General features: G+C 65.9%; 22 protein-coding genes. 8 read left to right on the top strand and 14 right to left on the bottom strand.

What is annotated here, in order from left to right; translation table 11 throughout:
- Positions 1 to 1,421 precede the first annotated feature (1,421 nt).
- Both D9V34_RS11150 and D9V34_RS11145 read right to left on the bottom strand, forming a co-directional pair.
- Positions 1,422 to 2,597: an MFS transporter gene (locus D9V34_RS11150; protein WP_121688869.1), complete on the bottom strand. Its 1,176-nt coding sequence runs from the start codon at positions 2,595 to 2,597 to the stop codon at positions 1,422 to 1,424.
- Complete coding sequence (locus D9V34_RS11145) at positions 2,594 to 4,129, bottom strand: tetratricopeptide repeat protein (protein WP_121688868.1); 1,536 nt, start codon at positions 4,127 to 4,129, stop codon at positions 2,594 to 2,596. Before D9V34_RS11145 ends, D9V34_RS11150 begins: the two co-directional genes overlap by 4 nt.
- A gap of 471 nt (positions 4,130 to 4,600) precedes the next feature.
- Between D9V34_RS11145 and D9V34_RS11135 the strand changes: the two genes are divergently transcribed.
- The 3 genes from D9V34_RS11135 to D9V34_RS11125 all read left to right on the top strand — a co-directional run bounded on the left by D9V34_RS11135 (position 4,601) and on the right by D9V34_RS11125 (position 7,604).
- Positions 4,601 to 5,515 carry a LysR family transcriptional regulator gene (locus D9V34_RS11135; RefSeq protein ID WP_121688866.1) on the top strand — a complete coding sequence of 305 codons (915 nt, stop codon included), beginning with the start codon at positions 4,601 to 4,603 and terminating at the stop codon, positions 5,513 to 5,515.
- A 108-nt stretch (positions 5,516 to 5,623) separates the two neighbouring features.
- Positions 5,624 to 6,838: an MFS transporter gene (locus D9V34_RS11130; RefSeq protein ID WP_121688865.1), complete on the top strand. Its 1,215-nt coding sequence runs from the start codon at positions 5,624 to 5,626 to the stop codon at positions 6,836 to 6,838.
- Positions 6,839 to 6,881: 43 nt separating this feature from the next.
- The gene (locus D9V34_RS11125) at positions 6,882 to 7,604 is read left to right on the top strand and encodes an SDR family oxidoreductase (protein WP_121688864.1); all 723 of its coding nucleotides are present in this window, start codon (positions 6,882 to 6,884) and stop codon (positions 7,602 to 7,604) included.
- A 63-nt stretch (positions 7,605 to 7,667) separates the two neighbouring features.
- On the opposite strand, the gene D9V34_RS11120 is transcribed toward D9V34_RS11125, so the two are convergent.
- The 4 genes from D9V34_RS11120 to valS form a co-directional block, all read right to left on the bottom strand.
- The gene (locus tag D9V34_RS11120) at positions 7,668 to 8,081 is read right to left on the bottom strand and encodes a VOC family protein (protein ID WP_245601221.1); all 414 of its coding nucleotides are present in this window, start codon (positions 8,079 to 8,081) and stop codon (positions 7,668 to 7,670) included.
- A gap of 159 nt (positions 8,082 to 8,240) precedes the next feature.
- The gene (locus D9V34_RS11115; protein ID WP_121688863.1) at positions 8,241 to 8,507 is read right to left on the bottom strand and encodes a hypothetical protein; all 267 of its coding nucleotides are present in this window, start codon (positions 8,505 to 8,507) and stop codon (positions 8,241 to 8,243) included.
- 1 nt (position 8,508) lies between these two features.
- Complete coding sequence (locus D9V34_RS11110; protein WP_121688862.1) at positions 8,509 to 8,961, bottom strand: GNAT family N-acetyltransferase; 453 nt, start codon at positions 8,959 to 8,961, stop codon at positions 8,509 to 8,511.
- A 1-nt stretch (position 8,962) separates the two neighbouring features.
- Positions 8,963 to 11,545 (bottom strand): valine--tRNA ligase, encoded by a 2,583-nt coding sequence (gene valS / locus D9V34_RS11105; protein WP_121688861.1) that lies wholly within the window; start codon positions 11,543 to 11,545, stop codon positions 8,963 to 8,965.
- A 322-nt stretch (positions 11,546 to 11,867) separates the two neighbouring features.
- Between valS and D9V34_RS11100 the strand changes: the two genes are divergently transcribed.
- The 3 genes from D9V34_RS11100 to D9V34_RS11090 are packed head-to-tail and all read left to right on the top strand — an operon-like array spanning position 11,868 to position 14,794.
- Complete coding sequence (locus D9V34_RS11100) at positions 11,868 to 12,620, top strand: hypothetical protein (protein WP_147441687.1); 753 nt, start codon at positions 11,868 to 11,870, stop codon at positions 12,618 to 12,620.
- Between the two features lie 9 nt (positions 12,621 to 12,629).
- Positions 12,630 to 14,153 carry a hypothetical protein gene (locus D9V34_RS11095; protein WP_147441686.1) on the top strand — a complete coding sequence of 508 codons (1,524 nt, stop codon included), beginning with the start codon at positions 12,630 to 12,632 and terminating at the stop codon, positions 14,151 to 14,153.
- Positions 14,150 to 14,794 (top strand): ATP-binding cassette domain-containing protein, encoded by a 645-nt coding sequence (locus D9V34_RS11090; protein ID WP_121688858.1) that lies wholly within the window; start codon positions 14,150 to 14,152, stop codon positions 14,792 to 14,794. Before D9V34_RS11095 ends, D9V34_RS11090 begins: the two co-directional genes overlap by 4 nt.
- A gap of 20 nt (positions 14,795 to 14,814) precedes the next feature.
- On the opposite strand, the gene D9V34_RS11085 is transcribed toward D9V34_RS11090, so the two are convergent.
- From D9V34_RS11085 to D9V34_RS11070, 4 genes are all read right to left on the bottom strand, one after another.
- Complete coding sequence (locus tag D9V34_RS11085) at positions 14,815 to 15,111, bottom strand: zinc-ribbon domain-containing protein (protein WP_121688857.1); 297 nt, start codon at positions 15,109 to 15,111, stop codon at positions 14,815 to 14,817.
- A gap of 384 nt (positions 15,112 to 15,495) precedes the next feature.
- Complete coding sequence (locus tag D9V34_RS11080) at positions 15,496 to 16,005, bottom strand: hypothetical protein (RefSeq protein WP_121688856.1); 510 nt, start codon at positions 16,003 to 16,005, stop codon at positions 15,496 to 15,498.
- 111 nt (positions 16,006 to 16,116) lie between these two features.
- A complete protein-coding gene (locus D9V34_RS11075) occupies positions 16,117 to 16,674 on the bottom strand; it encodes a TetR/AcrR family transcriptional regulator (RefSeq protein WP_183091956.1) in 558 nt (185 codons plus the stop codon).
- The gene (locus D9V34_RS11070) at positions 16,667 to 17,461 is read right to left on the bottom strand and encodes an alpha/beta fold hydrolase (RefSeq protein ID WP_121688854.1); all 795 of its coding nucleotides are present in this window, start codon (positions 17,459 to 17,461) and stop codon (positions 16,667 to 16,669) included. Before D9V34_RS11070 ends, D9V34_RS11075 begins: the two co-directional genes overlap by 8 nt.
- A gap of 73 nt (positions 17,462 to 17,534) precedes the next feature.
- On the opposite strand from D9V34_RS11070, the gene D9V34_RS11065 reads away from it, so the two are divergent.
- Entirely contained in the window at positions 17,535 to 18,044 is a 510-nt protein-coding gene (locus D9V34_RS11065) for a DinB family protein (protein WP_183091955.1), read from the top strand.
- A gap of 60 nt (positions 18,045 to 18,104) precedes the next feature.
- Positions 18,105 to 18,548, top strand: coding sequence for a DUF3995 domain-containing protein (locus D9V34_RS11060; protein WP_121688852.1), 444 nt, complete (start codon positions 18,105 to 18,107; stop codon positions 18,546 to 18,548).
- Positions 18,549 to 18,581: 33 nt separating this feature from the next.
- On the opposite strand, the gene D9V34_RS11055 is transcribed toward D9V34_RS11060, so the two are convergent.
- Genes D9V34_RS11055 through D9V34_RS11040 form a run of 4 tightly spaced genes read right to left on the bottom strand, consistent with a single transcriptional unit; the run spans position 18,582 to position 23,785 of the window.
- The gene (locus tag D9V34_RS11055; RefSeq protein ID WP_121688851.1) at positions 18,582 to 20,240 is read right to left on the bottom strand and encodes an ATP-binding cassette domain-containing protein; all 1,659 of its coding nucleotides are present in this window, start codon (positions 20,238 to 20,240) and stop codon (positions 18,582 to 18,584) included.
- A complete protein-coding gene (locus D9V34_RS11050) occupies positions 20,237 to 21,148 on the bottom strand; it encodes an ABC transporter permease (RefSeq protein WP_121688850.1) in 912 nt (303 codons plus the stop codon). Before D9V34_RS11050 ends, D9V34_RS11055 begins: the two co-directional genes overlap by 4 nt.
- Positions 21,145 to 22,176: an ABC transporter permease gene (locus D9V34_RS11045; protein WP_342773002.1), complete on the bottom strand. Its 1,032-nt coding sequence runs from the start codon at positions 22,174 to 22,176 to the stop codon at positions 21,145 to 21,147. The genes D9V34_RS11050 and D9V34_RS11045 overlap by 4 nt, the downstream gene beginning before the upstream one ends.
- A complete protein-coding gene (locus D9V34_RS11040) occupies positions 22,166 to 23,785 on the bottom strand; it encodes an ABC transporter substrate-binding protein (protein ID WP_121688849.1) in 1,620 nt (539 codons plus the stop codon). Before D9V34_RS11040 ends, D9V34_RS11045 begins: the two co-directional genes overlap by 11 nt.
- Positions 23,786 to 23,904: the final 119 nt, after the last annotated feature.

Genomic DNA, 23,904 nt, shown 5'->3' with positions numbered 1-23,904 from the left:
AATGATCCCCAAAACGCCGCTCCGCCCAGATTCGAAAATCCTGATCCGTGTCTCGGTGCCGATCAAGGTGCTCCACGACGTTCAGAACCGGGGAGAGAGCGATAATCTGGTCAATCGCCACGTGGCACGCAATTTGGAGCGCCATCCATGCACCGAAGCTGGTCCCAAACAGCCACACCTGAACATGGTGGCGATCGGAGGTGAGCCGTGCCACGGCACGAGCGACCCGCCGAGCGGAAGATTCCCAATTGTTCCATGCGACACGCTGAAGCCCCCTTCCCAGGGACTTTGAACCCGGATAGTTCACGATCAGAATTTCGCATCCGACGTCCAGGAGATCGCGGTACATCCCTCCGTAGCGAAGATCATCGAGCTCGTGACTGTCGGGTCCGCCGTGAAGCGATACAACCAGCCTCGTCGCGGTCTCCGTACGGTGTCTCAGAGTCACGCAGGGCATTCCCTCAACCATGACGTTGCGGATTTCAAGATCCTCACGCGGCGCGAAAATACCGGTGTATTCGACATCCGGGGTTCGCCAGCGCGACCCACTGGCAACCCCCGTGCATCGAATTATCGGAGTGGAGTGCGCGCCCAGCGAGAACAGCTCGGACGTCCCACCGCCGCTTAACCACGGCGTAAATGTCATGGTGTCGGGATTCGCACGAAAAACCCGCTGACCCAGAATGGGATGAACCGCATAGGCTAGGACGACCGAGTTCGATGCCACGGCCGAGACAATAACCCACCCGCCGCCCATGTGAAGCGGCACTTGACCCGAGTGCCGCACGAGGACGAACCCATCACCCTCTTTGCTCGCCTGCCTCACTATCGCGAAGTCGCTTGCGGCGCAGACAGGGGCCCCTTTTCCACTCAGGACTACCAGCCCGGCGTCGTAAATAGACCATCGCTCGCGAGCGGACTCGGTGAGAATGGATCCGTCGGAAAATACGAATCGGGGTATACCGATCGCGGACGGAGTCTCCAACGTATTACCGTTACTCACGTCAAGGAGTAGGTATTGTCCAGGAACGGAAATGGGCGAATACAGCAGGTACATCCCCGATTTAGTCGGCGAAGGTATCGGTGCGAGAAACCGATGGTGTTCGATAGACGGTGATCGATGCCAGCGTTTTCGGGTGAAAATCAATCCCCGATCGGAATACACATACTCGCTGACCGCCGTGACACCCCGAGACTGTGCGATGTCGTAGGTTGCCCCGTGCCCAGGCAGGCTAAACGGCGAGGTGAGTGGTGCGAGGGAAACGTGTTCATAAGGTCCATCGGCTGGTTCGCCTGTGCTGGTGGTACGGAAGAGCTCTCCCCGCAAACGACTAAACAGGTAGAGCGCATCGGACGTGAGCGCGATGGGGACAAGCGAGTCTTCCTCGAAGATTGACGTGATTGCCATGCCGGCCACCCCGCTAACGTTTCGGAATCATGCGTTTGAGCAGCAGAGGCAGCACCAGTGCGTTTACCAGTGTGATGATGCCGGCTGTAGTGAGGAGCCCGGCCGCTCCCCCAGCAATCCAGAGCGGAGCGCCGACCGCTCCGCCGAGCGCGTCCCCTACGAGAAAAGCGGTCTGGGAGATACCAAACATAAAACCTGCGGATTCGCGTGGCATGACCGCGTATTGGATTGTCTCTTCGGCCACCACCGCCAACGACACAAAGGCGGCGCGCGCGATAAAGATAACGGCAAGGAGGCCCGGTCCGAGACCCAGTGCAAGCACGGCGGCAAGCGTGAGCAATCCGGTGCTGATTTCCGACACGATAAAGAGCGCAAGCGGGCGAAAACCGGCTTTTCTACGTGCCAGTATCCAGGAAATCCCCATCTGTACAACGCTCATCATTCCGATCACCAGCGCCGATTGGGAGGCCGAAGCCCCACTATCGGTGAATACGAGCGGAAGATACGGAACCGTCAAACTGATGTAGAAGCCCGAGAGCAGACCAATCATTGTGAGTCGCAGCGCTAGATATCTGCCCCGACGATCTGGAGGTGCCTGGTGAGGGCCGGTCGAGGCGCCAACGGGTTCTCCCGGTAAGGTTACCACCGGGCACACCAAGACCCAGATGAAGGCCGCCACGATGAGGACGGGGGCAATGATCAGTGCGGCGGCAGGCTCGACGCTCCCGCGTAGGGAAAGGGCAAAAATGGCGGAGGCTCCGACCGTCCCGATAAGCACCCCGGTTTGATTACCGAGGTTTCTGGCGCCAACGACCCGCGGAATCTCCTGCTGGGTCACAGTGGACCGCACCCACGGGCGAATCGCGACCATCGCCATTGAGGCACCTACGCCCGAAATTGCCGAGAACACAATCACGGGTACGGTATCGGTGAAGATACGGCCGGCGATTCCAATGCCGTAAAGTGCGGTACCGATGCGCACCGACCAGAGGCCGCCAATACGATCGGCTGTGACACCCCAGATGAAAGAAAACCCGCCCGCCACGGCCATCACGGCATAGCCGATACCAAACGCGACCAGGGCACCGCGCTGTTCAAAGTAGAGGGGCTGAGCGATCTTGGACATCCACATGCCGGCCGCAAACAATGCGCTGAAGATACCAAGCTGCCCGCGGATGCCCAGTTTCATCGGTTCAGCCGGCGCACCTGGTCGCGGTTACCACGCAGATGCGTTGACTGAGGGCGCAACTCAAGTGCGTGATCTAGCGCATTCAGCGCCCGGTCGGGCTGGCCCAAACGCAACGCTATCTCGGCCGAAAGCGAAGCCCTGCGCTCAATTTCCCGTGTCGATACCCCCGAGTCCACCCAGCCGTCTGAGTAGCGTGCCGCCTCGTCGAATCCTCCCGTTAAGACCAGACCATAAACTAGATCGGTCAGGTATCCGGGGGTATCGGGATCAAGGCGGAACGCTTGTCGATGTGCGGCGGTGGCGGCATCGTGATTGCCGCTTAGGCCCTCGTAAACACCCGCGAGATGCCACGATTGCGCCAGCGCATCATCGAGGAGAATGGCCTGTCTACACTCCTTTAACGCGGTACCCAGGTTCCCGTTCAGGGCATAACATTTGGCGGCTTCCAGGTGGTACTCGGGCATGTGCGGATCCACCGAGATGAGATCGCGGAACGTGTCAATTGCCGAGTTCAGGTCCCCCATCTTTTGATAGCACTGGGCGAGGTTGTAGAGGAGTACGCTTCGGTGAATAGCTACCTTTTCAGATGTGGACGTCAGCGCATCGATGCCCCATCGAAGGAGGCTGATTGCACCCGTCACATCTCCGCGGCGAAACATAACGAGGGCAAACCCATTGCGGTTGAACACCTCATCGAAGACGACCAGGTCCATCTTTCGATCGACAGCGGGGAGAGTCTGAATGAGTTCGAGGGCCGTGTTCAAAAGATGCGCGCCAAGATCGATGTCCCTCAGTCCATCGGGATGATGGCGGACAGCGAGCATGGCCTTCCCATAGAGCGCGCGTGCCGCATCGATGGGGACTCCCATTGCCGACCATCTATCGTAGTAAAACTCGGCCTCGATGGTTTCGCCGAGCATCGCGTGGGCCAGCGCAAGGAGGTTCCAGAGCCTCGGTGAGTGCGTGAACCGCTGAACCCATCGGCCCAGTTCGATGGCCGTCCAAGCATCTCCCACATGGATGTATTCGAATGCCAGCGAAAGGATCTCATCCTGAGCTTTGCCATTTGGGAGCGTTTCTAACAGGTCTAGGAGATGCTGCTCCGATTCCCCGGGCGTATAACTGCAGGCCTGTGGTGAGGTACTATCCTCCATCGTGACCGACCAGTTGCAGACTCGAACGGCAACCGTCAGGAACTCGCGGCTGGCGATATCGAGGAGATTCGCATTCGAAACGTGGATCGAAATGGGCCCCACTTCTTCATCAATTGAGTGTGCCACCCTGATGAAGCTGCGCCTGGCGCGCTGGTGCTGAAAGAACCGAATCTGCTCATCCGTGGTTGCCGATTCGGTGAGGCTTTGCGTCTGCGCACGGGCGGCCCGTTCAAGATCAGAATCCAAAGGGTAGAGGATCCGAAGGCTCTGCGTGAGTACGTCGTTGTGATGCTCCGGAGAGACACCCAGATATTCGATGATTGTTTTCACCACTCCAAATGAAATGGGTGAGTGCGGAACGGGGGCTACGGTCAACATTCAGAATCCTTTTTCGAGATGGGCGAGGGGTACCGGAAGGAATCCGATACCCCTCGGGTAGGGCTAGAACGTCTTGCCGCCGTAGAGGACGGCGAAATCGATCCGTTCTTCCTGGGGCTCTTCAATACTGAGTTCCATGACCTGCTCCAATCGTTGGGTTCGGGGACCGTGTGTCTCCCGTGTCGGGCACGTTACCGGCGGGCCGCCGCGGAGTTCTAGCCGGATGGGTGTTATTTTTCTGATGCTCCGAGTCCACCTGGCACAAGACCGTGCCGAACGCCCTGGAATACAGCGCCAGTCGGTCTTCCGATCGACTCTGATTAGGGCGCAGCCGGACGACCAAACACGCGCCGCGCGGACAAGGCGGACCTCACCCGTGCTGTCGCGGCCGGTAATTCCACGATCACCCCTGTCTTTCAACCGGGCACCTCGCACGCCGGTGTGTGCTCTCCTCCGGAGTAGACTCCGAGCATGAGTGACCTGGACCTGCGCAAGCTGCGCTACTTTCTGGTGGTGGCCGAGGAGCTGAACTACGGGCGCGCGGCCGAAAAGCTACACATCGCGCAGCCCGTGCTGAGTCGGCAGATTACCGCGCTTGAGGGGGAGCTGGGGGCCACCCTGTTTGAACGGTCGAGCCGTGGCACCCGGCTCACCGAAACCGGGACCGCGCTGGTGGACGACGCCCGCGCGCTGCTGGCCGGAGCGGCCGCGCTGCAGCGCCGGGCCCGCACCGCGGGACGGCAGGGACCGCACCTGACCATCGGATTCATGCCGGGCCTGATTATCACCTCGGTGGTGCGCGACCTGGTTGAGCGGTTTCCCGGGCTCACCGTGGACGTGCAGCGCACCGGCTGGGATACCCAGGTCGAGACCCTGCTGGACGGCGGTATCGACGCGAGCTTTGTGCGTCTGCCGGTGCCGCGTCGTGGCCTACAGGTGACCGAGCTGTTGCAGGAACCCCGCGTGGTGGTCCTCCCGACCGGACATCCACTGCTGGAGCTCGAGGAGATCACCCTCGCCGTGCTCACCGCCGAGAACCTCCTGCAGGATCCCGACGCGGTACCCGAATGGCGCGACGCGGTACTCACCGTGCGTCCGAATGCGCTCTCGCTGGATCGGATCGGCCTGCCGGTGGTGAACACGGTCGAGGAGAAACTGGAGTACGTGGCCGCCGGGCGAGGCATCGTGATTTTGCCCGCGTCCACCGCGGCGTTTTATACCCGCGGAGACGTGGCGAGTCGGGGGGTGAGCGACCTGCCGGCCGGCCGGGTCGGGCTGGCGATCCCCGCAGATCGGCAGACTCCGGTGCTCACCGCGCTGAGCGAGATCGCCGAGCGAGAGGTGGGCACACTGACCGCCGAGCGGGTATCCGTCATGGACGCCTAGCCGCTCATACCCGCAGGGTATTGAAGCGAGGGAGAAGGGTGTTGGACGGACGGGTGCGCCCGGGCGCATCTTGGGGATGAACGAATCTGATCATCCGAAAGGCACCCCGTGTCCCACTCCTTTCTCACCGCCCGCGGCACCGCGCTGCTGGCGGTATCCACCGGCCTGATAGCCGCGAACCTCTACTACATTCAGCCGCTGATTCCCACCATTGCCGCCGACCTGGGGATCGCGGTATCCACCGTGCAGGTGCTGCTCACCGCGAGCCAACTGGGGTTTGCGCTGGGGATCCTGCTGATCCTGCCGCTTGGCGACCTGATCCGCCCGCGCACCCTGATTACGGTGCTGCTGAGCATCGAGGCGCTCGCGCTGGTGACCCTGGCCCTGTCCACTAACGCGGTGGTGCTGGGGATCGTCGTCACCGTGGTGGGCATCACGAATCTCAGCGCCCAGGTGATCGTGCCCGCCGCCGCGAACCTGGCGGCCCCCGGTTCGGCCCCGCGGGTGGTCAGCACGGTGATCGGTGGCCTGCTCACCGGCATCCTGCTGGCCCGCACCGTGGCCGGGCTGATCGCGACTCCGTGGGGATGGCGGCCGGTCTTTATCGGCGCGGCGATCCTGATGGTGGCGCTGATCCCGGTGCTGCTCCGCGTCCTCGGCGGGGCCGCCCGGCCGGCCGCGCCCGGCACCCGCTACTCGGCGATCCTCGCCGGGACCGTGCGGATCTTCCGCGCCCATCCCGAGCTGCGCATCCGCTCGCTCTACGGTGCGCTGATGTTTGCGCTGTTCAGCCTGCTCTGGTCCACCCTCGCGCTGCTGCTGGAGCGCTCACCCTATGGTTACTCCGAGGCGGTGATCGGGCTGTTTGGACTGCTCGGTGTGGCCGGTGCCCTGTGCGCGACCCTGCTGGGGCGCATCCGCGGACTCTCGGCCGGAACCCGGACCGCGCTGCTGATCCTGGTCGCGCTGATCGGGGCGGTCGCCCTGAGCGCCGGAGCTACCAACCTGGCGGCGCTGATCGTGGGCATCCTGCTGGTGGATGTGGCGGTGCAGGGGATCCACGTCACCAATCAACACGTGATCTATGCGGTGATCGCCCCGAGCGAGCGCGGTCGCGCCAACGGTGTGTACATGGCCGGATACTTCGGTGGTGGAGTCATCGGGACCGCGCTGGCCACCCTCGCCTGGGGCGTCGACGGCTGGGCGGGCGTGGCGGTCGTGGGCATCGCGATCGTCGTAATCGCGGGCATCGTGCGCCTGTTCGACCGGCCCCGGACCGCCCCCACCTCGAGCGATACCGCCCAGGTATCAACACACGCATAAAGGGTCTTGGACGCCCACACCCCACAGGATTGAGCATAGAAACATGACAGTAAACAACACCTCAAAGATTGTTATCCTCGGCGGAACCTCGGGCCTCGGCCTGGCCACCGCTCGCGCCGCGGCGCTCGCCGGAGCGCAGGTTTTCATCGGATCCCGCAACCCCGAATCGGTGCGCCGGGCCCTCGCCGAACTTCCCGAATCGGTGACCGGCTCTGCGGTGGACGCGGCGGACTCCGCGAGCGTTTCCGCGTTCTTCGACCTGGTGGGGGAATTTGACCACCTGGCGTACACCGCCGCCGAAAACCTCGCCGCGGTTCCGCTCAGTGACTTCACCCCGGACAAGGCGGCCGCGTTCTTCGGACTGCGACTGTTCCACGCCCTCGACGCCGTTCGCCTCGCGGTCCCGCACCTGCGGGCCGGAGGGTCGATCACGCTGACCAGCGGAACCGCTGCCTACCGGGGCGGACCTGGCTGGTTGCTGGGATCCGCCGCCTCGGGTGCCACGATCTCCGCGGTGCGCTCGCTCGCGGTGGAACTCGCCCCGCTGCGGGTCAACGCGGTCGCGCCGGGCGTGGTCCGCTCGCCGCTCTGGAACGGTATGAGTGAGCAGGATCGCGAGGCCATGTATGCGGGCACCGCCGTGGGCCTGCCGATGGGCCGGGTGGGCGAGCCCGAGGACGTGGCCAAGGCCTTCCTCGCCCTGATGGATCAGGACTTCGTCACCGGGACGGTCTCGGTTGTGGACGGCGGCACGTTGATCGTCTAGGCAACCGGTGCAGAACGCCCGGGGGATCGGTGGATCCCACGGGCGTTCTGTTTGTCTTGCACGCTAGACCCGCGGTGTCACGAACTCCAGCAGGTTTCCGAACGGATCCTCGGAGATCAGGCGGCGGTACGGCGGGAAGAACTCGTCCATTTCCACCGGGAGGCCGTACTCGCGCAGGCGGATCGACAGCAGGTCGAGGTCCCGGGTCATGATGCCGGGGCGGGCGCGGCGGGCCGGGCGGAAGGGGTCTTCCACACCGAGGTGGATTTCCAGGGCGTCGCCGCGGAACCACACGCCGCGGCGGGCGATCAGCACCGTGGGCTTGCGAATTTCGGTGAGGCCGAGCAGGCCGCCAAAAAACGCACGGGCGTCATCCTCGCCGCCGCGCGGCATCGCCAGCAGGACGTGCTGGAGGCCCAGACCAAACGGGGTGTCCGGAACCGGATCCTCTCGGTGGGGCAGCGGCTGCGGAATCACGGGGCTCCTTGGGGTGGTGCGGAGGCGGAGGGGCGGGGTGGATCGGGTGTTGGTCCGGGTCGGGGATGGGAGTAGCCAGGCAGAGGTTCGCGGGAATGCGGGCACTAGACCAGCTCCGGAGCCACGGGGAGACCCGGCATCGGTCGAGGATCGTCCGATTTACCAGTCGTCGTCGGGATCGGGGGTGCCCGGCTCGGTGACGCTCGCGGCGCTGCCGTCCGGGTTCAGGACCAGCAGGGTGCCGTCCTCCAGTTCCAGGTGCGGGCGGCCCTCCAGATAGGTGAGGGTCCAGCGCCAGCCTGCGAGTTCCGTTGCCGCGACCGCCAGCTGGCGGACAGCCTCAACCTCGCGCACCGGCACCTCGGCCGGCGTGGGCAGAGCGGCGGGCAGCGCCGCGCCGAAAGCCCATCGAGTACCCAGCTGCATGCTAGTTGCCCACCTCCACAAACCGATCGTAGATAATGTACGGAGCCTCCTCGGCCACCTGCGCGTAGAGCGCACGTGCCCGGGTGTTGTCCGGTGCGGTGATCCAGCGCACCGTGGATGCGCCACCCGCGCGGGCAAACTCGGCCACCCCGTCCAGCAGCTCACGGCCGAGGCCCTGTGCGCGCACTGCGGGGTCGACCACCAGGTCTTCGAGATAGAGGCCCATCTCGCCGGCCAGCGGCCGGGCGATCCAGCGCACATGCGCCAGACCGACCGGCCGATCCGAATCATCGGTGACCACCAGGGCGTGCAGCTGGTGCTCGCCCCGGGTGATCCAGCCCCACACCAGCGCCGCGTGATCCTCGCTCACACCGTCTCGGAAGAGCCCCGCGTAGGCGGAGAAGAGGCGGTGCCAGTCGGTGAACTCGTCGGCACGGATGGGGCGGACACTCATGCTAGGCCTCGGGAACCTCGGCGAAGACGATCTCGGTCACGGCGAGCTCATCGCCGATCGCGGTCTTCAGCTCGGCGATGCGTCCCACACCCTGCAGGTCGGTCAGGGCACCCTGCAGGAGGGCGATCTGCTCGGCCGAACCGGCAATGGTGGCGGTGTCCACCGGGGTCTTCTGCGAGGCCTTGGCGTCGGTCTTCGCGCGGCGAATACCGATCAGTGCGGCGCTCGCGAGCGAGAAGAGTGCGGGGTCACCGGTCGCGGGAACCTCATCCGCGCTCGGCCAGGTGGCCGAGTGGATGCTGCCCTCGCGGAACCAGGACCACGCCTCGTCCGTGGCGAACGGAATGAACGGTGCGAACAGACGCAGCAGCACGTCGAGCGCGAGGTGCAGCGCGGCAACCGCGCTGGCCTGGGCGTCGCCCGGCTCACCGTAGGCGCGCTCCTTGACCAGCTCCAGGTAGTCGTCGCAGAACTCCCAGAAGAAGGACTCGGCGATTTCCAGTGCCTTGGCGTGGTCGTAGTTCGCAAACGCGGCGGTGGCGTCGGCCACCACCTTGTTCAGCGTGGTCAGCAGGCTCTGGTCCAGCGGCTCGGTGACCGCGGCACCCGCGGGGGCCTCGAAGCCGAGGATGAACTTGGTGGCGTTCAGGACCTTGATCGCCAGGCGGCGACCGATCTTGATCTGCGTCGGGTTCTGCGGGTCGAATCCGGCATCGGTGCCCAGGCGGCTGGTCGCGGCCCAGTAGCGGACGGCGTCCGAACCGTGCTTTTCCAGGATGTCCGCCGGGGTGACGACGTTACCCTTCGACTTCGACATCTTCTTGCGGTCGGGGTCGAGGATCCAGCCGGACAGCGCGGCGTCGCTCCACGGCTTGCGATCGTCCTCAAGGGTCGAGCGCAGCATGGTCGAGAACAGCCAGGTGCGGATGATGTCCTGACCCTGCGGACGCAGGCTGAACGGGGCAACGAGGTTCCACAGCTCGGGGTCGCGCTCCCAGCCACCCGCGAGCTGCGGGGTCAGCGAGGAGGTGGCCCAGGTGTCCATCACGTCAACCTCACCGATGAAGCCGCCGGCAACGCCGCGCTGGTCCTCGGTGTAGCCGGGTGCGGGGTCCGCGGTGGGGTCAACCGGCAGCGACTCGGCGGTCGCGGCGATCGGGGCGTCGTAGTTGGGCTCGCCGTTTTCGTCCAGCGGGTACCACAGCGGCAGGGCCACGCCGAAGAAGCGCTGACGCGAGATCAGCCAGTCACCGGAGAGTCCGTTGACCCAGTTCTCGTAGCGCACGCGCATGAAGTCGGGGTGCCAGTTCAGCTCGGTGCCGAGCTCCAGCAGGCGGGCGCGCAGCTTCTCGTCGCGGGCACCGTTGCGGATGTACCACTGGCGGGTCGAGACGATCTCCAGCGGCTTGTCACCCTTTTCGAAGAACTTCACCGGGTGGGTGATCTTCTTGGGCTCGCCGATCAGCGCGCCGGCCTCGGTCAGCAGCTCGACCACGCGGGTCTTGGCGCTGAACACGGTCTTGCCCACGAGCGACTCGAAGGCGGCCTTGCCGGCCTCGGAGGTGATGGCCTCGGGAGCCTCGGCGATCACGCGGCCGTCCTTGCCGATGATCGTGCGGTTCGGGAGGTCGAGCTCGCGCCACCAGATGACGTCGGTGAGGTCACCGAAGGTACAGATCATCGCGATACCGGCGCCCTTGTCGGGCTGGGCCAGGTGGTGCGCGAGCACGGGCACCTCAACACCGAACACCGGGGTGGTCACGGTGGTGCCGAAGAGGTCCTTAAAGCGCTCGTCATCGGGGTGCGCCACCAGGGCAACACAGGCGGCGAGCAGCTCGGGACGGGTGGTCTCGATCTCGATGGTGCCGCCATCGGCCTTGGCGAAGGACAGGCGGTGGTAGGCACCGGGCTGGTCCTTGTCCTCCAGCTCGGCCTGGGCCACGGCGGTGCGGAAGGTCACGTCCCACAGCGTCGGGGCGAGGGCCTGGTAAGCCTCGCCACGCTCGAGGTTGCGCAGGAATGCCAGCTGGCTGGTGCGGATCGCCTCGGGGGAGATGGTGCGGTAGCTCTGATCCCAGTCGACCGAGAGGCCGAGGTCGCGCCACAGGGACTCGAACTGCTTCTCGTCCTCGACGGTCAGCTTCTCGCACAGCTCGATGAAGTTGCGACGCGAGATGGGCAGCTGATCGGCGGCCTTGCTCGACTTGCCGTCGCCACCCTCGTGCGGCGGCACGAAGTCGGCCACGTAGGGCAGGGTCGGGTCGCAGCGCACGCCATAGTAGTTCTGGACGCGACGCTCGGTGGGCAGACCGTTGTCATCCCAACCCATCGGGTAGAAGACCTGCTTGCCGTTCATCCGCTGGAAGCGGGCGACCACGTCGGTGTGGGTGTAGCTGAAGACGTGACCGATGTGCAGCGAACCGGAGGCGGTGGGCGGCGGGGTGTCGATCGAGTACACGCAGTCGTGACCGGCCTCGAGGGCGGCGGCACGGTTGAAGCGGTAGGTTCCGGCGTTTTCCCAGACCGAGCCCCACTTGGCTTCGAGGCCTTCGAGGGCGGGCTTGTCGGGGACGGGGGTGCTCATCGCATGCTCCGGTTTCGTTATGGGCGGCACGGTGTGTACGTGCCTAATGGGTGACTAGCGTCCAGTTTAGCGGAGAGGCGTCCGGCCGCGCGGCGAACTGCCGTGTCGAAGTCGCGCGTCGGCCACGCACGGCTCGTTCGCCGGGAGAATCGCCGCTATGTGACGAAAAAAGCCGAATCCCTTCTGAGCGTCCAGCGGCTACCCAAGCTCGAGTGTGTGACTGGCCATTCGGGCGACTCGGTGTCGCCATGCATGAGATCGGAAGTTCAGAATGTGCAGAGTCCGGCGGGGGAGTGTCCCGGCATGGGGGTTTCCCTCCGCCGTGCTTCTTGCCGTGCTGATACTCGGGCTGTATACCGGCTTGCGGGATTCCTCACACAGCCTCGTAAGCGGTCCCGAGGGTGTGTACGCCTCCTTCGCCGGCAGCGGCATTCGCCTGTTGCTGCCGCTTGCGGCCGCATATCTGGGCGGCGGTCGACTCGCCCGTGAGCTGCGTGCGGGGTGGATTCCCTTTGTACGGGCACGAATCGATATTCGTCGATATCTGGTGACACTGCTGGGGCGTGGGGTCGCGGTTTCGGGGGTGGGGTTTGCGCTAATCGGGCTGATCTGGTGGATCACCGCCGCCACGATCGTTCCCACCCTGTTTCCTCGCGCCATTGTGCCCGAGGAGTTTGGGCCCTCGGCCGAAGCCGTGCAGACGGCAGCCGAATTGGGCGGCCCGCTGGTGGTGCTGCTGCGCGGTGGCGGAGTGATCTTTGGTGCCGGTGTTGCACTGTGGCTGGGCCTACATGCGGCCGTGTTCGCCGCGCTGGGCTTTGTTGCGGCCCTGTTGATTCGGAGCCGTGTGCTGGCGCTGCTGTTTCCGCTGGCTGTGTACATGATTCAGAGCGTGATCGCGCAGGTTGGGAGCAGGCCGGAACTCTCCTTTATCATTGGTGCCGTCTATCCGGGTGGGCTGCAACGCTTCACGCTGGGTGACGCACTCGCTCCGGGGCTGATCCTTGCGGTTCTGGTGGCTCTCGCCTTGGTGATCGTGCTGGCACGTTCCCGATCGCAGCCGAGACTGGCATAGGTTCCCGGCATGCGACGCTCCCTTTTTCATGGCTTTGGCCAGGGGCTACACTTACCCGCGGGACCGGTCATGATCGCGCTCATGGTTGCGCTGGCCCTGGCGGCGTCGACGGTACGCCCTCCGAGCCCGGATACAAACGCATGGGACCTCTATTTTGTGGTGGTGGGGAATCCCCAATTTGGCGGGCTTCTGATTCTGCTTTGGGCAGTTCCCGTGGCGCGGGCGCTCAGCCGAGTAGCCCACCCGGACACCCTGATGCGTTCCGGATCCCGAGCCCGCGCTGTCGGGGAGGTGACGGGAGAACTCACGGGGAGGGCGTTTGTCCACGTGGTGATGGTCTGTGCCGCCGCCCTGGTGATCGCCGCACCGCGCGGCCTGGGAGTGGGCTGGAGCAGTCAGGTACTCGGCCACGCCTCGGCGGAGCCTGCGGAGGATGGCGCGAGCAGTTTTGCCCAATACCTTGATCTGCCAATCGCTGCGGTGTTGCTTCACCTGCTTTGGGTCATGCTCGCCCTCTCCCTGCTGACGGCAATCGCTCTCGCGCTCGCCGCCGCCGGACTCACGAGGGCCGCACGGGTGATCGTTCCGATCGCCGGAACACTGATCACGCTGGCCGCATTTGGTGCCCTGCCCTGGCCGGATCCGCCCGCCCCAATGGGGACAGTATCGCCCGTCTGGAGCATTGACCCGGCGAGCCTGGTAGATCCCGGTCATGCCCTGAATACCGGAACGTGGCCGGGCGCATGGACGCTCCTTGGCTTGCTCACCCTCGCCTCGTTGCTTGTCCTGTGGCATCGTGACGGAGGCCGTCTCCAGAGCGGACCGTGGCTGAGCGTGGGCGTACTGGTTGCGGCAGGCATCATCACCGTGTGGGGTGCAGGTGACGTGGCGGGCACCCCGAATGAGATTGTGGCAACACTCTTTCCCGGCAGGTTTGGAGATCCGATCGGGTATGTTCGCACACTGCTTTTGCCCCTGGTCGCGGCCACACTCGTGGCGCACTATCTGTCGGTCTCGGGGGCCGCCTGGCACCTGCAGCAGGTGCTTCGCCGAGGCAGCCACACCCGATGGCTGAGTGTCACCCTGGTGCGGTTCCTCGTCCTGGCCGTGATCACGGCCTGCGTCGGCCTCATTCTTGTCCTGATCCGAGCCCCGAGTGTGATCACTGCCGAACCTGTTCAGGCGGGCAGCCGCGGCCTCGGTGTGCTCGCGATTGTCGCCCTGGGCCTGTGTGCGCACACACTCATGCTGCTTCTGCTGGTACTCCTGCTGTGGTGGGTCCGGGCAATCGAATACGCGTGGCCGGTGGCGCTGGGAACATATGTGGTCCTCGGTTACCCGGCCATCGTTTCGCTGGGACCGATCGCCCCGTTCATGTCGCTGGGGATCGATCCGGGCCATTCCGCACACCTGTGGCCCGATCTCGCCGGTCCGCTCATCCCTGCGTTAGGTCTTGCACTCGCCCTGGGGATTCTTGCACGCACGCACATCCCGTATCCGCTCCACACGGCTCTGGAAGGAGCACCCTCATGATTATCACCGTCACCGAGCTGGCCAAGCGTTTTCGCGGTCAGGCCCTGTACGAGCGAGTAAACCTGGAGATTAGACCGGGCATCATCCATGCGTTGGTGGGGCCAAACGGCTCGGGAAAATCGGTCCTGCTTCGGCTGCTCTGCGGCCTGCTGAAGCCTGATAGTGGGGAGGTGGTCATTGACCCGCAGTTCCTTGACCGGCGCAGGGTGTTCCCGGATCGTTTTGGTGTTCTCATTGATCGTCCCGGCGCACTGCCCCATCTCAGCGGTATCGCCAATCTCACGGCGCTGGCCCGGATCCGCCATCGCATCGGCAACGCCGAACTCGCGGCACTCATGCGCTCATTTGGTCTGGACCCGGAGAACTCACGACGCGTTCGACACTACTCGTTGGGGATGAAACAAAAGCTCGCACTCTGCCAGGCATTTATGGAGGATCCCCGGGTACTTATCCTGGACGAGCCCTTCAACGCGCTTGATGAGATCTCGGCACAGAACCTTCGAGAACGGTTAAGAGGTCTGGCGGCGGACGGCGTCACGATTGTATTTACCAGCCATGATCCGCGAGATGTGGAACTCCTGGCCCAGCGGATCTTCGTGATTGAGGACACGCGCGTGGTGGAGCGTTCCCCGGTGCCCTAGATCGTCGTGGTGAGCCCAGGCTAGGCCGATGGGATCTCGGGGACGGCAGTCTCCGCGTTCATTCGGGCCGCCTCAAGCTCGACAGCGTCGCGCTGGAACTCCTCGGCGGACGCACGGGAGAGTGCGGTCTGGTTGCCGCAGTAGGCGCAGGAGATCATGTATTGGCCGTGCCCAAACGGGAACACCGGGATGAAAAAGAGGGTGAACATCGAGCGAACCCGGACCAGACGCTGGGCGGCCTCGGCGTTGCAGAATGTGCAGACAAAAAACAGCGCAGCAATGATGCGCTGGGTGGTGCGTGAACCAAAAATGATCATGACGGTGCCCCCTGGATGTATCGGCCCGAATCCGAGCCGATACACATGCTGTCACGCGGCGGAGGCGCCTGAGCCAGGGTGGCGGATAACGATGTGCGGTGCGACGCACGCCGTGGTGTCATCGTGTCCGATCGGTGTCGGGATCCCCAACCAGACACCGATCGGACACGAACCCGCGGCGGGGTAACGCGGCGGGACGCTCGCCTCTCACCCGGAGTCGCGGCAGCACCTGGACGGTGGGCGCGGATGATCGGCGGTAGGGCTATCCAATCGTGCCCGGTCGACCCGGTCAACTCCGCATTGCGCCCGATGATGATGGATGACCGAGTGTTGCGTCGGGTTGCGCGGTGAGGCGTCACGGCACGGAGCGCGGACACCAACCTGCTAGTGTTCGGCGCGGTGAAAATCTCGTTCGATGCGGGCGAAGGCCAGGTCCCGGGCCTCGGCCCAGGCCGCGAAGGAGTCCAGCACATCGGCACCCTCGGGGAGTGCCTGCCCGGTCTGATCGTCGATGGCTACCCACCCATTCTTCCGGGCCAGGGTGCGAATGCTGGTCACGATATCGAGGTTGTTGCCACGGACACAAAAGTGCACGGCCACGGGCCCGTCCGTGGGGGTTGTGGCGGGCAGATCACGGCCGTCGGGAGCCCGCAGCGTACCGGCCACGCCCTCCCGCAGGGTGTCGAGCACCGGCGCTGCCGAGGTCAGGGAGATCTCGGTGAGCCCGGTTGCCGACTCCCAGAGCCCCTCGGTCCTGCTCAGCCATTCGGCTCCGGCAAAGACGGCGGCAATGCGTGCCTGGAGGTCGTCCGGGTCACCTAGCGGATCCAGCGCGAGCACATGCTCGGTTGAGCGGTTCATATTGGGGCGAATCAGCGTTGCATCCCAGCTCATGGCACTCCTCGATCGGGCCAACAGATAACCCAACCACGCTAACACCGGGCGTGATCCCTCCGGGGCTCGGGGACCGATTTTGCACAGTCGCTCGGGAGAGCGGATTACCGGTTATGTTCGAGACCCGGGAGTGGGGGCTTCCAGTCCACGTCGAAACGTCGCCAGGACCGAGTCGAGGGAGGTTTCGATGCTCCGTGGCATCTCGAACGCACCGGCGAGGGTGAGCTCCACAAAACCGTGCAGCAGTGCCCGTAGACCCCGAATCGCGTCGATTCGTTCGTCTGGTCCCAGTGAGAACTCCGCCAGCGCCTCCTCGATCCGTTCGAGAACCCGTAGCGCCGCCGCCTCATGGTGGGTGTTTTCGGGATTGGGGGCCCGCAGCGAGGCGCGGTAGAGGCCGGGCTCGGTGCGGGCGAAGGCGAGGTAGGCATGGGCGATGGTTTCCAGCGAGGGTGCATCCCTCAGCGCCTCATCCAGCGAGAGGATCGCCGAGGCGGACACCGCGGCGCGCAGGGTGTCGAGATTATCGACGTGATTGTAGAGACTCGGTACCCGCACGCCGAGTTCGCGGGCAAGGGCGCCGAGGGAGAGCGCGTCAAACCCCTCGGCGCGTACCAGCTTGATGGCCGCCTCGCGCACCCGGTCGGGGGTGAGTCCCGCCCTAGCCACGCTGTGCCCGGGCAAACTCGATGATCGCCGGAGCGACGATCTCCGGACGCTGGGACTGCGGATAGTGCCCTGCCTCGGGGACCATGAGTGTGCGGCCACCGGTCTGAGTAGCGATCCACTGTGCCTCGGCGCGAGCGTCCGTGAAATCGGGATCCTTCTCGCCCATGACCACGAGGGTCGGGGTCTTGGTGGTGAGGGCGGCCTCGGCCGGGGCGTGGTCTGCGCGGGTGGTGAGGCGGAAGGCGTGGAAGGCATCGCCCGGGCGCAGCGCCTGGCGGACGCTGGCCAGATACTCGGTCTGGTCGGCGGGCTTGGTGCCGGCATAGAGGTTGGGGAGGTAGCCCATCCAGACCGCGCGGCCCCAGAGTGGCTGCAGCAGGATGTTGAGGATCCAGCCGAGGTTGCCCCTGGGGTTGCGGACAAAGGGTCCCACCAGGACGTTGCCGCGAACGTGGGTGGACGCGCGGGCGGCCATCACGGCGGCACCGGCGGCCATCGAGTTGCCCACAACAATCGCATCCTCGTTCAGGAAGTCGAGCAGGGCAATGATGTCGGTGGAGGTTGCGGCATCGCCGTAGTTGGTAAAGGTCTTGTCGCTGTCGCCGTGACCACGCAGGTCCATCGTGATCACCGAGAAGCCGGCGGCCACGAGGGCCGGGGTGGTGTGTCGGTAGGAGGTGCGCAGATCGCCCATCCCGGGAATGCAGACAATGAGCGGGCCCTCTCCGGTGCGCTCGAAGGCGATGCGCCCCTCGGGGCGGGTGAGGTACTGGATGCTGTTTGTCATCTCAAATCCTTTCGATGACTTAAAACTAACGCTATTAGTTTTTGATGTCAATCCGGTCTGCCAAACTGAGTGGATGAAACGAATCGACCCGCTTCCCTCCGGTGACGAGCGCGCCATCCTGGTGAGCCTGCTGGACTACCATCGCGCGACCCTGCTCGACAAAACCGCGGGACTTGACGACACTCAGCTAGCCGAACGCACGACCGTCTCCACGCTGACCCTCGGTGGCCTGCTGCGTCACCTCACCTTCGTGGAGGACGTCTGGATGGTGCGTCGATTCCAGGGTGAGGACATGCCCGAACCCTGGGCGAGTGCCCCCTGGTCCGATGACCCCGACTGGGAACTCACCTCCGCCGCGGGACTGTCCGCGGAGACGCTGCGCGCGGACTATCTGGCGGCGATCGAACGCTCCCGCACCATACTCTCCGAGGGGGACTTCGATGCGCACGCCGCGTTGCCCGATCAGTTTGGTGCCTACTGGAACCTGCGCGGGATCATCGCGCACCTGATCGAGGAGACCGCGCAGCACAACGGTCACGCCGACATCATCCGCGAGGCGCTGGATGGGACCGTGAGCGACTAGGGGCGTACCGAATATGACGGGTCGGAGTGTGATCGGTGTCGGGCTGCTAGCGTGACCGGTATGAACACTCCCGCATCCCCTCGCCCGATGACCCGGATCGGTCGGATCACCGGCGGCCTGGGCCTCGGCCTGATTGGTGCCGTTCACGTGGTGTGGGCGACAGGGTCTTCCTGGCCCGCAAAAACCCGGCCCGAGCTTGCCCGGGCCGTGGTGGGATCCGAGGAGATGCCCGGTGTGATTCCCTCGGGAATCGTGGCGGTGGGCGCGCTCGCCGCGGGGGCCGTGGTGTCGGGCACCCTGGGGGATCGCGGAATTGTGCGACCCGGTCGCATCCTCGCCGCCGCCGGCCTCCTCGCCCGGGGTGGCGCGGGTGGAGTCCTTGCCTGCAGGCTCCTCGGGCTCCCCGAGCCCGCCGAGACGTTTCGTCGCCTGGATGCGAGGATTTATCGTCCGCTGTGTCTGGTGTTGGGGCTTGCGCTCCTGATCGGCGCGCGTCGTCGCTAGTGCATGCTGCCCGCGGCGTGCCGGCCGTCGCGGCTAGCGGTGCGCCGCCGTATCTGCCAGGAGTGCCCGGGTGTACTCATCCCGTGGATCACCGAACACCCGCTCGGCGGGACCCGACTCGCGGATCACCCCGTCCTTCATGACCGCAACCGTGTCGGAGACATGGCGCACCACGTCGAGGTCGTGGGAGATGAAGAGCAGTGAGAGCCCGCGCTCGCGCTGAAGCGAATCCAGCAGATCGAGTACACGTGCCTGCACGGTGAGATCCAGTGCCGAAACCGGTTCATCACATACCAGGATGTCGGGGTTTTGAGCCAGGGCGCGGGCGATCGAGAGCCGTTGTCGCTGACCGCCGGAGAGTTCCCGCGGTCCGCGCCGGGCCAGTGTCCGGGGCAGGCCGACCGCATCCAGCGAGTCGGTGATGGCGCGCTGCCACGAGGCTGCACGCAGGGTCTGCCCGTTCGAGTGTGCGTCGGCGAGGATCTGATCGACGCTGAGCCGGGGGTCGAAGGTGGCCAGTGGATCCTGGAAGATCGCGCCGATCTGGTGACGTCGCGCCCGCCGGGTCGATTCGGGGGCGGGCACCCAGGGCTCGCCCGCCAGGGTGACGGAGCCCGCATCCGGGGTCTCCAGTCCCAGGATCAGGCGCGCGAGGGTGCTCTTGCCCGAGCCGGATTCGCCGATCAGGCCGAGCGTGGCACCCGGCAGCAAGGTGAGCGTGGCATCCCTTACGGCGGGAACCCGGAATCCTCGGGTACCGAAGGTCTTGGACAGGCCGTGGGCCTCGAGGATCGGCGTGGCGGTGGCGGTGGCGGTGGCGGTGGCGGTGACGGCCTGTCGGGTGAGGTCGTTCGGGGCCTGGGCTGATCCAGGAGCCGGTGCTGCCAGCAGCGGCACACCCCGGGGCACGCCCGCGGGAGAGGCCGCAAGTAGGATCCGGGTGTATTCCTCGGCGGGCTGTTCCAGGATCCGGGCGGCCGGACCGCGCTCGATGATTCGCCCCTCCGACATCACCGCCACCGTGTCGGCGATCCCGCGCACCGCGTCCAGATCGTGGCTGACCAGCAGCAGGCCGGTACCCGCATCGCGTAGCGATCCGAGCAGGTCGAGGATCCCGCGGCGCACCCGCGCATCCAGGGCGGTGGTGGGCTCGTCGGCGATCAGCAGCTCGGGTTCCCCGGCCAGGACGCTGGCGATCAGTGCGCGTTGACGCAGCCCGCCGGAGAGCTGGCCGGGACGCTGCCGGATGCGCGCCTCCGGCTCGGGCATCCCCACCGCGCGCAGCAGTTCGAGCGCCCGCGCATGCCGGGCGGAGGCCCCGAGTCGGGTGTGGAGCTGGAGGGTGCGATCAATCTCGTGGCCGATCGGACGCAGCGGATCCAGGGCACCCAGCGCATCCTGGGGAATGAGCCCCACCCGTCCGCCGCGAAGCTTTCGCAGGGCACGCTCGGAGAGGCCGAGCACGTCGGTGTCGCCCACGCGCAGAAACTCGGCATCCACCCGGGCGCCGGTTCCGGCCAGACCGAGGATCGAGCGGGCGCTCACGCTCTTACCCGAACCGGATTCGCCGACGAGCGCCACGCACTCACCCGGCACGACGCTCAGGTCGATCCCCGCAACCACCTCGGTGGTACCAAACCGGATGCGCAGCCCGCGCATCTCCAGCAGCGGGGTGGGGAGAAGGGTGCTCATGATGCGCTCCGATCGGTGCGGGCGAGCCCGCGGCCCAGGACCGTCGCCGAGACGGCAGTGAGGACGATGAAGAGGCCGGGGAAGAACGTGAGCCACCAGAAGGTCGCGATGAACTGACGTCCCTCATTCAGCAGCGCACCCCACTCGGCGGCGGGCGGTGCGACGCCGAGGCCCAGGAAGCTCAGCGCGCATACCCAGACGATCGCCTGACCAAGCCCCAGGGTCGCCAGGGAGGCGAGCGAGCGTGCGGTGCCGGGGAGGATGTGCCGGGTCAGGATGCGCACCCGCCCGCGTCCCTGCACCCGGGCAGCCTCGACATAGCCGGATCCGGCAATCTCGCGCACCCGTCCACGGATGATACGGGCGTAGCCGGGAGCGGTGGCGAGCCCCACGGCCACGGTGGCACCAAATGCGCCGGGTCCGGAGATCACCATGACCAGCAGCGCGAGCACCAGGCCGGGGAACGCCAGCAGCACCTCGATCAGTCGGGAGGTGCCAAAGTCCAGCCAGCGCGGGCCGAGACCGGCCAGGAACCCGAGAACCGTGGCCAGGCCGATGCCCAGCGCGGTTGCGCCGAGGCCGATCAGCAGGGAGGGGCCGGCGCCGTGAATCACCCGGGTATAGAGGTCGCGGCCCGAACCGTCGGTCCCGAACGGATGGGCACCGCCGGGTGGCTGGAATCCCGCGGCGGGATCGATGGCCAGCGGATCGCCGGGGGCAAACAGCGCGGGGAAGATCGCGGCGATCACCAGGAACAGCAGGATCAGGGCGGCGATGAGCTGGGGGATGTCGCGGGCGCGCAGGCGGAAACCGCGTGACTCGGGCGCGCGCCGAGGGTGGGTCTCGTCAGGGGACCGTGGGGACCGCGCGTCGCGGTCGGGGCTCGCCGGCCGCGTGATTTCGCTCATGCGCCCGCCTCCGCTTCGGAGCGAATGCGCAGCGCCGGGTTCAGCGCGCGCTCGGCCAGATCGGAGAGTACACTGACCACCAGATACGCGGCCGCGGCCACCAGGGTCAGCCCGATCACCAGCGGGACATCGCGCACCTGCACGGCCGACACCAGGGTGCGCCCGAGGCCCGGCCGGGCGAAGATCGTCTCGACCACCACGGCACCACTCATCAGCGATCCGAACGCCCAGCCGGTCAGCCCGATGGCCGGCCCGGCCGCGTGCCGCAGCGTGTGCCGGGCAAACACCGAGACCGCGGATTCTCCCCGGGCCTGCGCGGTGAGCACAAAGGGCTGTGCGGCGGCCTCCTGTAGGGCCTCGCGCAGCAGCTGGGCGAGGAAACCGGCCAGGGGGATCGCCAGGGTCAGCGCCGGCAGGATGATCCCGCGCGCATCCGGGGTGGCGATCGCGGGCAGCCAGCCCAGACCGGTTGCAAACAGTAGGATCAGGACGCTGCCCAGCCAAAAGTGGGGGAGGACCGCGGCGGTCATCTCGATTCCGGCGGCGATGCGCGCGGCCACCGGACCTCCGGCCACCGACCAGAGCGCGAGTCCCAGCGCGATGATCCAGGCGATCACCAGCGACCAGAGCGCGAGTTCCAAGGTGCCGGCGAGTTGTTCCCCGACCACCTCGGACACCGGCGCATGGAGCGAGTACGAGGTGCCCAGCTCGCCTCGGAGGAGGCGGCCCAGGTAGTCGAGATACTGCTGCCAGAGCGGCAGATCAAAGCCGTTCTCGGCGCGCACTCGGGCCAGAGCCTCGGCGGAGGCCTGGGATCCGGGACCGCCGAGGAACGCCTGGGCGGGATCACCGGGAATCAGCCGGACCGCAAAAAACGTTGCAGTGGCCGCGGCCCAGAGCACCAGGATCGCGCCGCCGATGCGCAACGCGACCGCGGCGATGATCCCGCGGGAACCACGAGCGCCCGCCCACACCGAAGCGGTGCGGGCGGGCGAGGCGGCGCCGGGCCGAGTGGAGCTAGCCGGCAAACGAAACCCCGCGCAGCAGCGGGTTGCCCACCGAGTTGACCTCGCCCACGCCGGTCAGCTTGCCGGAGTAGAGGAAGTGGTTCTGCTGGTCGTAGAGCGGCAGGATGTAGTAGCCCTCGAGGATGGTCTTCTGGGCCTGCTCGTACAGGCTGGCCCGCTCGGTCTGATCGCCGGTCTCGGCGGCGCGGGTCAGCAGGTCATCCAGTGCGGGCAGGTTGACCTGCGCGTGGTTGGCAAAGTAGCCACTGGGGGCCGGGGTGATACCGGAGGAGTCGTAGAGGATGCGCAGCACATCCGGACCCACCTTGGTGTACGGAGCGCTGACCAGGTCGTAGTCGTTTTTGCCCAGTGCCTCGTACCAGGAGGAGAGGTCCAGCGGGGTGATGGTGATCGCGATCCCCAGCCCCTTCGCCTGCTCCTGAATCTGCTCAAACAGGGACTGTTCGGCGGGGATGGACTGGTTGGTGCTGACCGGGAACTTGAGGCTGAGCTTTTGCCCATCCTTCTCGCGGATGCCGTCGGCGCCGGGCACCCAGCCCGCCTCATCCAGGAGCTTCTTCGCGGCGGCCACGTCGGTGTCAAACAGCTTCGGCTCGGAGAATCCGAGCTTTTCCACGCTGGACAGCGGCGAGTAGGAGCGCGTGGCGGTTCCGAAGAACAGGGTCTTGATACCGGCGTTAACGTCCACGCCGCGCACCAGTGCCTCGCGTACCCGCTCGTCGGCAAGCGGACCGCGGGAGGAGTTGAATTCGATCCGGTTGACCGACCCCGGACGCGGGGCGTCGAGGTGCTTGATCTCATCGGAGGCGGCGCTGGCGGCGATGGTGTCGGGCTGGGCGTTGTCGATCATCTGTACGTCGCCCGAGCGCAGCGCGGCGATACGGGTTGCCGAGTCGGGGATGAAGCGCCAGGTGATCTTTGCCAGCGCGGGCTCGCCCTTTCCGGTGGTGTAGTGCGGGTTGCGGCTGAGGGTCACGCTGTCCTGACGCTTCCAGGAGTCGACCACAAACGCGCCGGTTCCGATCGGGGCCTGGCAGTTTTCATCCTGGCTGCGGGCGAGCCCGGCGGGGGACTCGATTGCGAGCCAGGGCTGGCTGAGGGATTCCAGCAGTGCACTGTCGGGCTGGCTGAGGTTCAGGGTTACCGTGTGGGCATCGGTTGCGGTGGCCTTGCTGACCTTGGCGAGGGCCAGATAGCCGGTCGAGGACTTGGTCTCGGGATCCTGGACGTGCTCGATGTTGCGCACCACGGCGGCGGCATCCAGCGGGGTCCCGTCGCTGAACTTCACGTTATCGGCCAGGGTGAAGGTCCAGGTGAGGCCGTCCGGGGAGGTGGTCCAGGACTTCGCCAGCCACGGCGTGAATTCGCCATCCTTGTTTTCGGCCACCAGCTGCTCGAGGAACTGGGCCGCGAGGAGCGACTGCGGGTAGTTGCCACCCACGTGCGGGTCCAGGCAGGTGGGTTCGGCGTCTCCGCTGGCATAGACCAGGGTCTTGTCGGTGGAGACGGGATCGGTCGGGGCCACGGCCGAGCAGGCCGAGAGCGCGAGGGCCGAACCAAGAAGCAGCGCGGGCGCGGCGAACCGACGCAGGCGACGATGGGTATTCACGGGAACCTTCCTGCCGATCCGGGTTTTTGGATCGGGTGCAAGAACCCAGCCTAGCGCGAGTGCGGCGTGGATGTAAAACGTGTGACGGACGCCCGCTAGGCTGGGGGAAAATCTGATGA

The sequence above is a fragment of the Mycetocola lacteus genome, from assembly GCF_003667575.1.
Classification (GTDB): domain Bacteria; phylum Actinomycetota; class Actinomycetes; order Actinomycetales; family Microbacteriaceae; genus Mycetocola; species Mycetocola lacteus.
This window is presented reverse-complemented; position numbering and strand designations above follow the sequence as displayed.

Bases quoted from the DNA above. Each gene is read 5' to 3' on its own strand.
- D9V34_RS11150 (WP_121688869.1), bottom strand. From the start codon at position 2,597: ATGAAACTGGGCATCCGCGGGCAGCTTGGTATCTTCAGCGCATTGTTT.
- D9V34_RS11145 (WP_121688868.1), bottom strand. From the start codon at position 4,129: ATGTTGACCGTAGCCCCCGTTCCGCACTCACCCATTTCATTTGGAGTG.
- D9V34_RS11135 (WP_121688866.1), top strand. From the start codon at position 4,601: ATGAGTGACCTGGACCTGCGCAAGCTGCGCTACTTTCTGGTGGTGGCC.
- D9V34_RS11125 (WP_121688864.1), top strand. From the start codon at position 6,882: ATGACAGTAAACAACACCTCAAAGATTGTTATCCTCGGCGGAACCTCG.
- D9V34_RS11115 (WP_121688863.1), bottom strand. From the start codon at position 8,507: ATGCAGCTGGGTACTCGATGGGCTTTCGGCGCGGCGCTGCCCGCCGCT.
- D9V34_RS11110 (WP_121688862.1), bottom strand. From the start codon at position 8,961: ATGAGTGTCCGCCCCATCCGTGCCGACGAGTTCACCGACTGGCACCGC.
- valS (WP_121688861.1), bottom strand. From the start codon at position 11,545: ATGAGCACCCCCGTCCCCGACAAGCCCGCCCTCGAAGGCCTCGAAGCC.
- D9V34_RS11095 (WP_147441686.1), top strand. From the start codon at position 12,630: ATGCGACGCTCCCTTTTTCATGGCTTTGGCCAGGGGCTACACTTACCC.
- D9V34_RS11090 (WP_121688858.1), top strand. From the start codon at position 14,150: ATGATTATCACCGTCACCGAGCTGGCCAAGCGTTTTCGCGGTCAGGCC.
- D9V34_RS11085 (WP_121688857.1), bottom strand. From the start codon at position 15,111: ATGATCATTTTTGGTTCACGCACCACCCAGCGCATCATTGCTGCGCTG.
- D9V34_RS11080 (WP_121688856.1), bottom strand. From the start codon at position 16,005: ATGAGCTGGGATGCAACGCTGATTCGCCCCAATATGAACCGCTCAACC.
- D9V34_RS11070 (WP_121688854.1), bottom strand. From the start codon at position 17,461: ATGACAAACAGCATCCAGTACCTCACCCGCCCCGAGGGGCGCATCGCC.
- D9V34_RS11065 (WP_183091955.1), top strand. From the start codon at position 17,535: ATGAAACGAATCGACCCGCTTCCCTCCGGTGACGAGCGCGCCATCCTG.
- D9V34_RS11060 (WP_121688852.1), top strand. From the start codon at position 18,105: ATGAACACTCCCGCATCCCCTCGCCCGATGACCCGGATCGGTCGGATC.
- D9V34_RS11055 (WP_121688851.1), bottom strand. From the start codon at position 20,240: ATGAGCACCCTTCTCCCCACCCCGCTGCTGGAGATGCGCGGGCTGCGC.
- D9V34_RS11050 (WP_121688850.1), bottom strand. From the start codon at position 21,148: ATGAGCGAAATCACGCGGCCGGCGAGCCCCGACCGCGACGCGCGGTCC.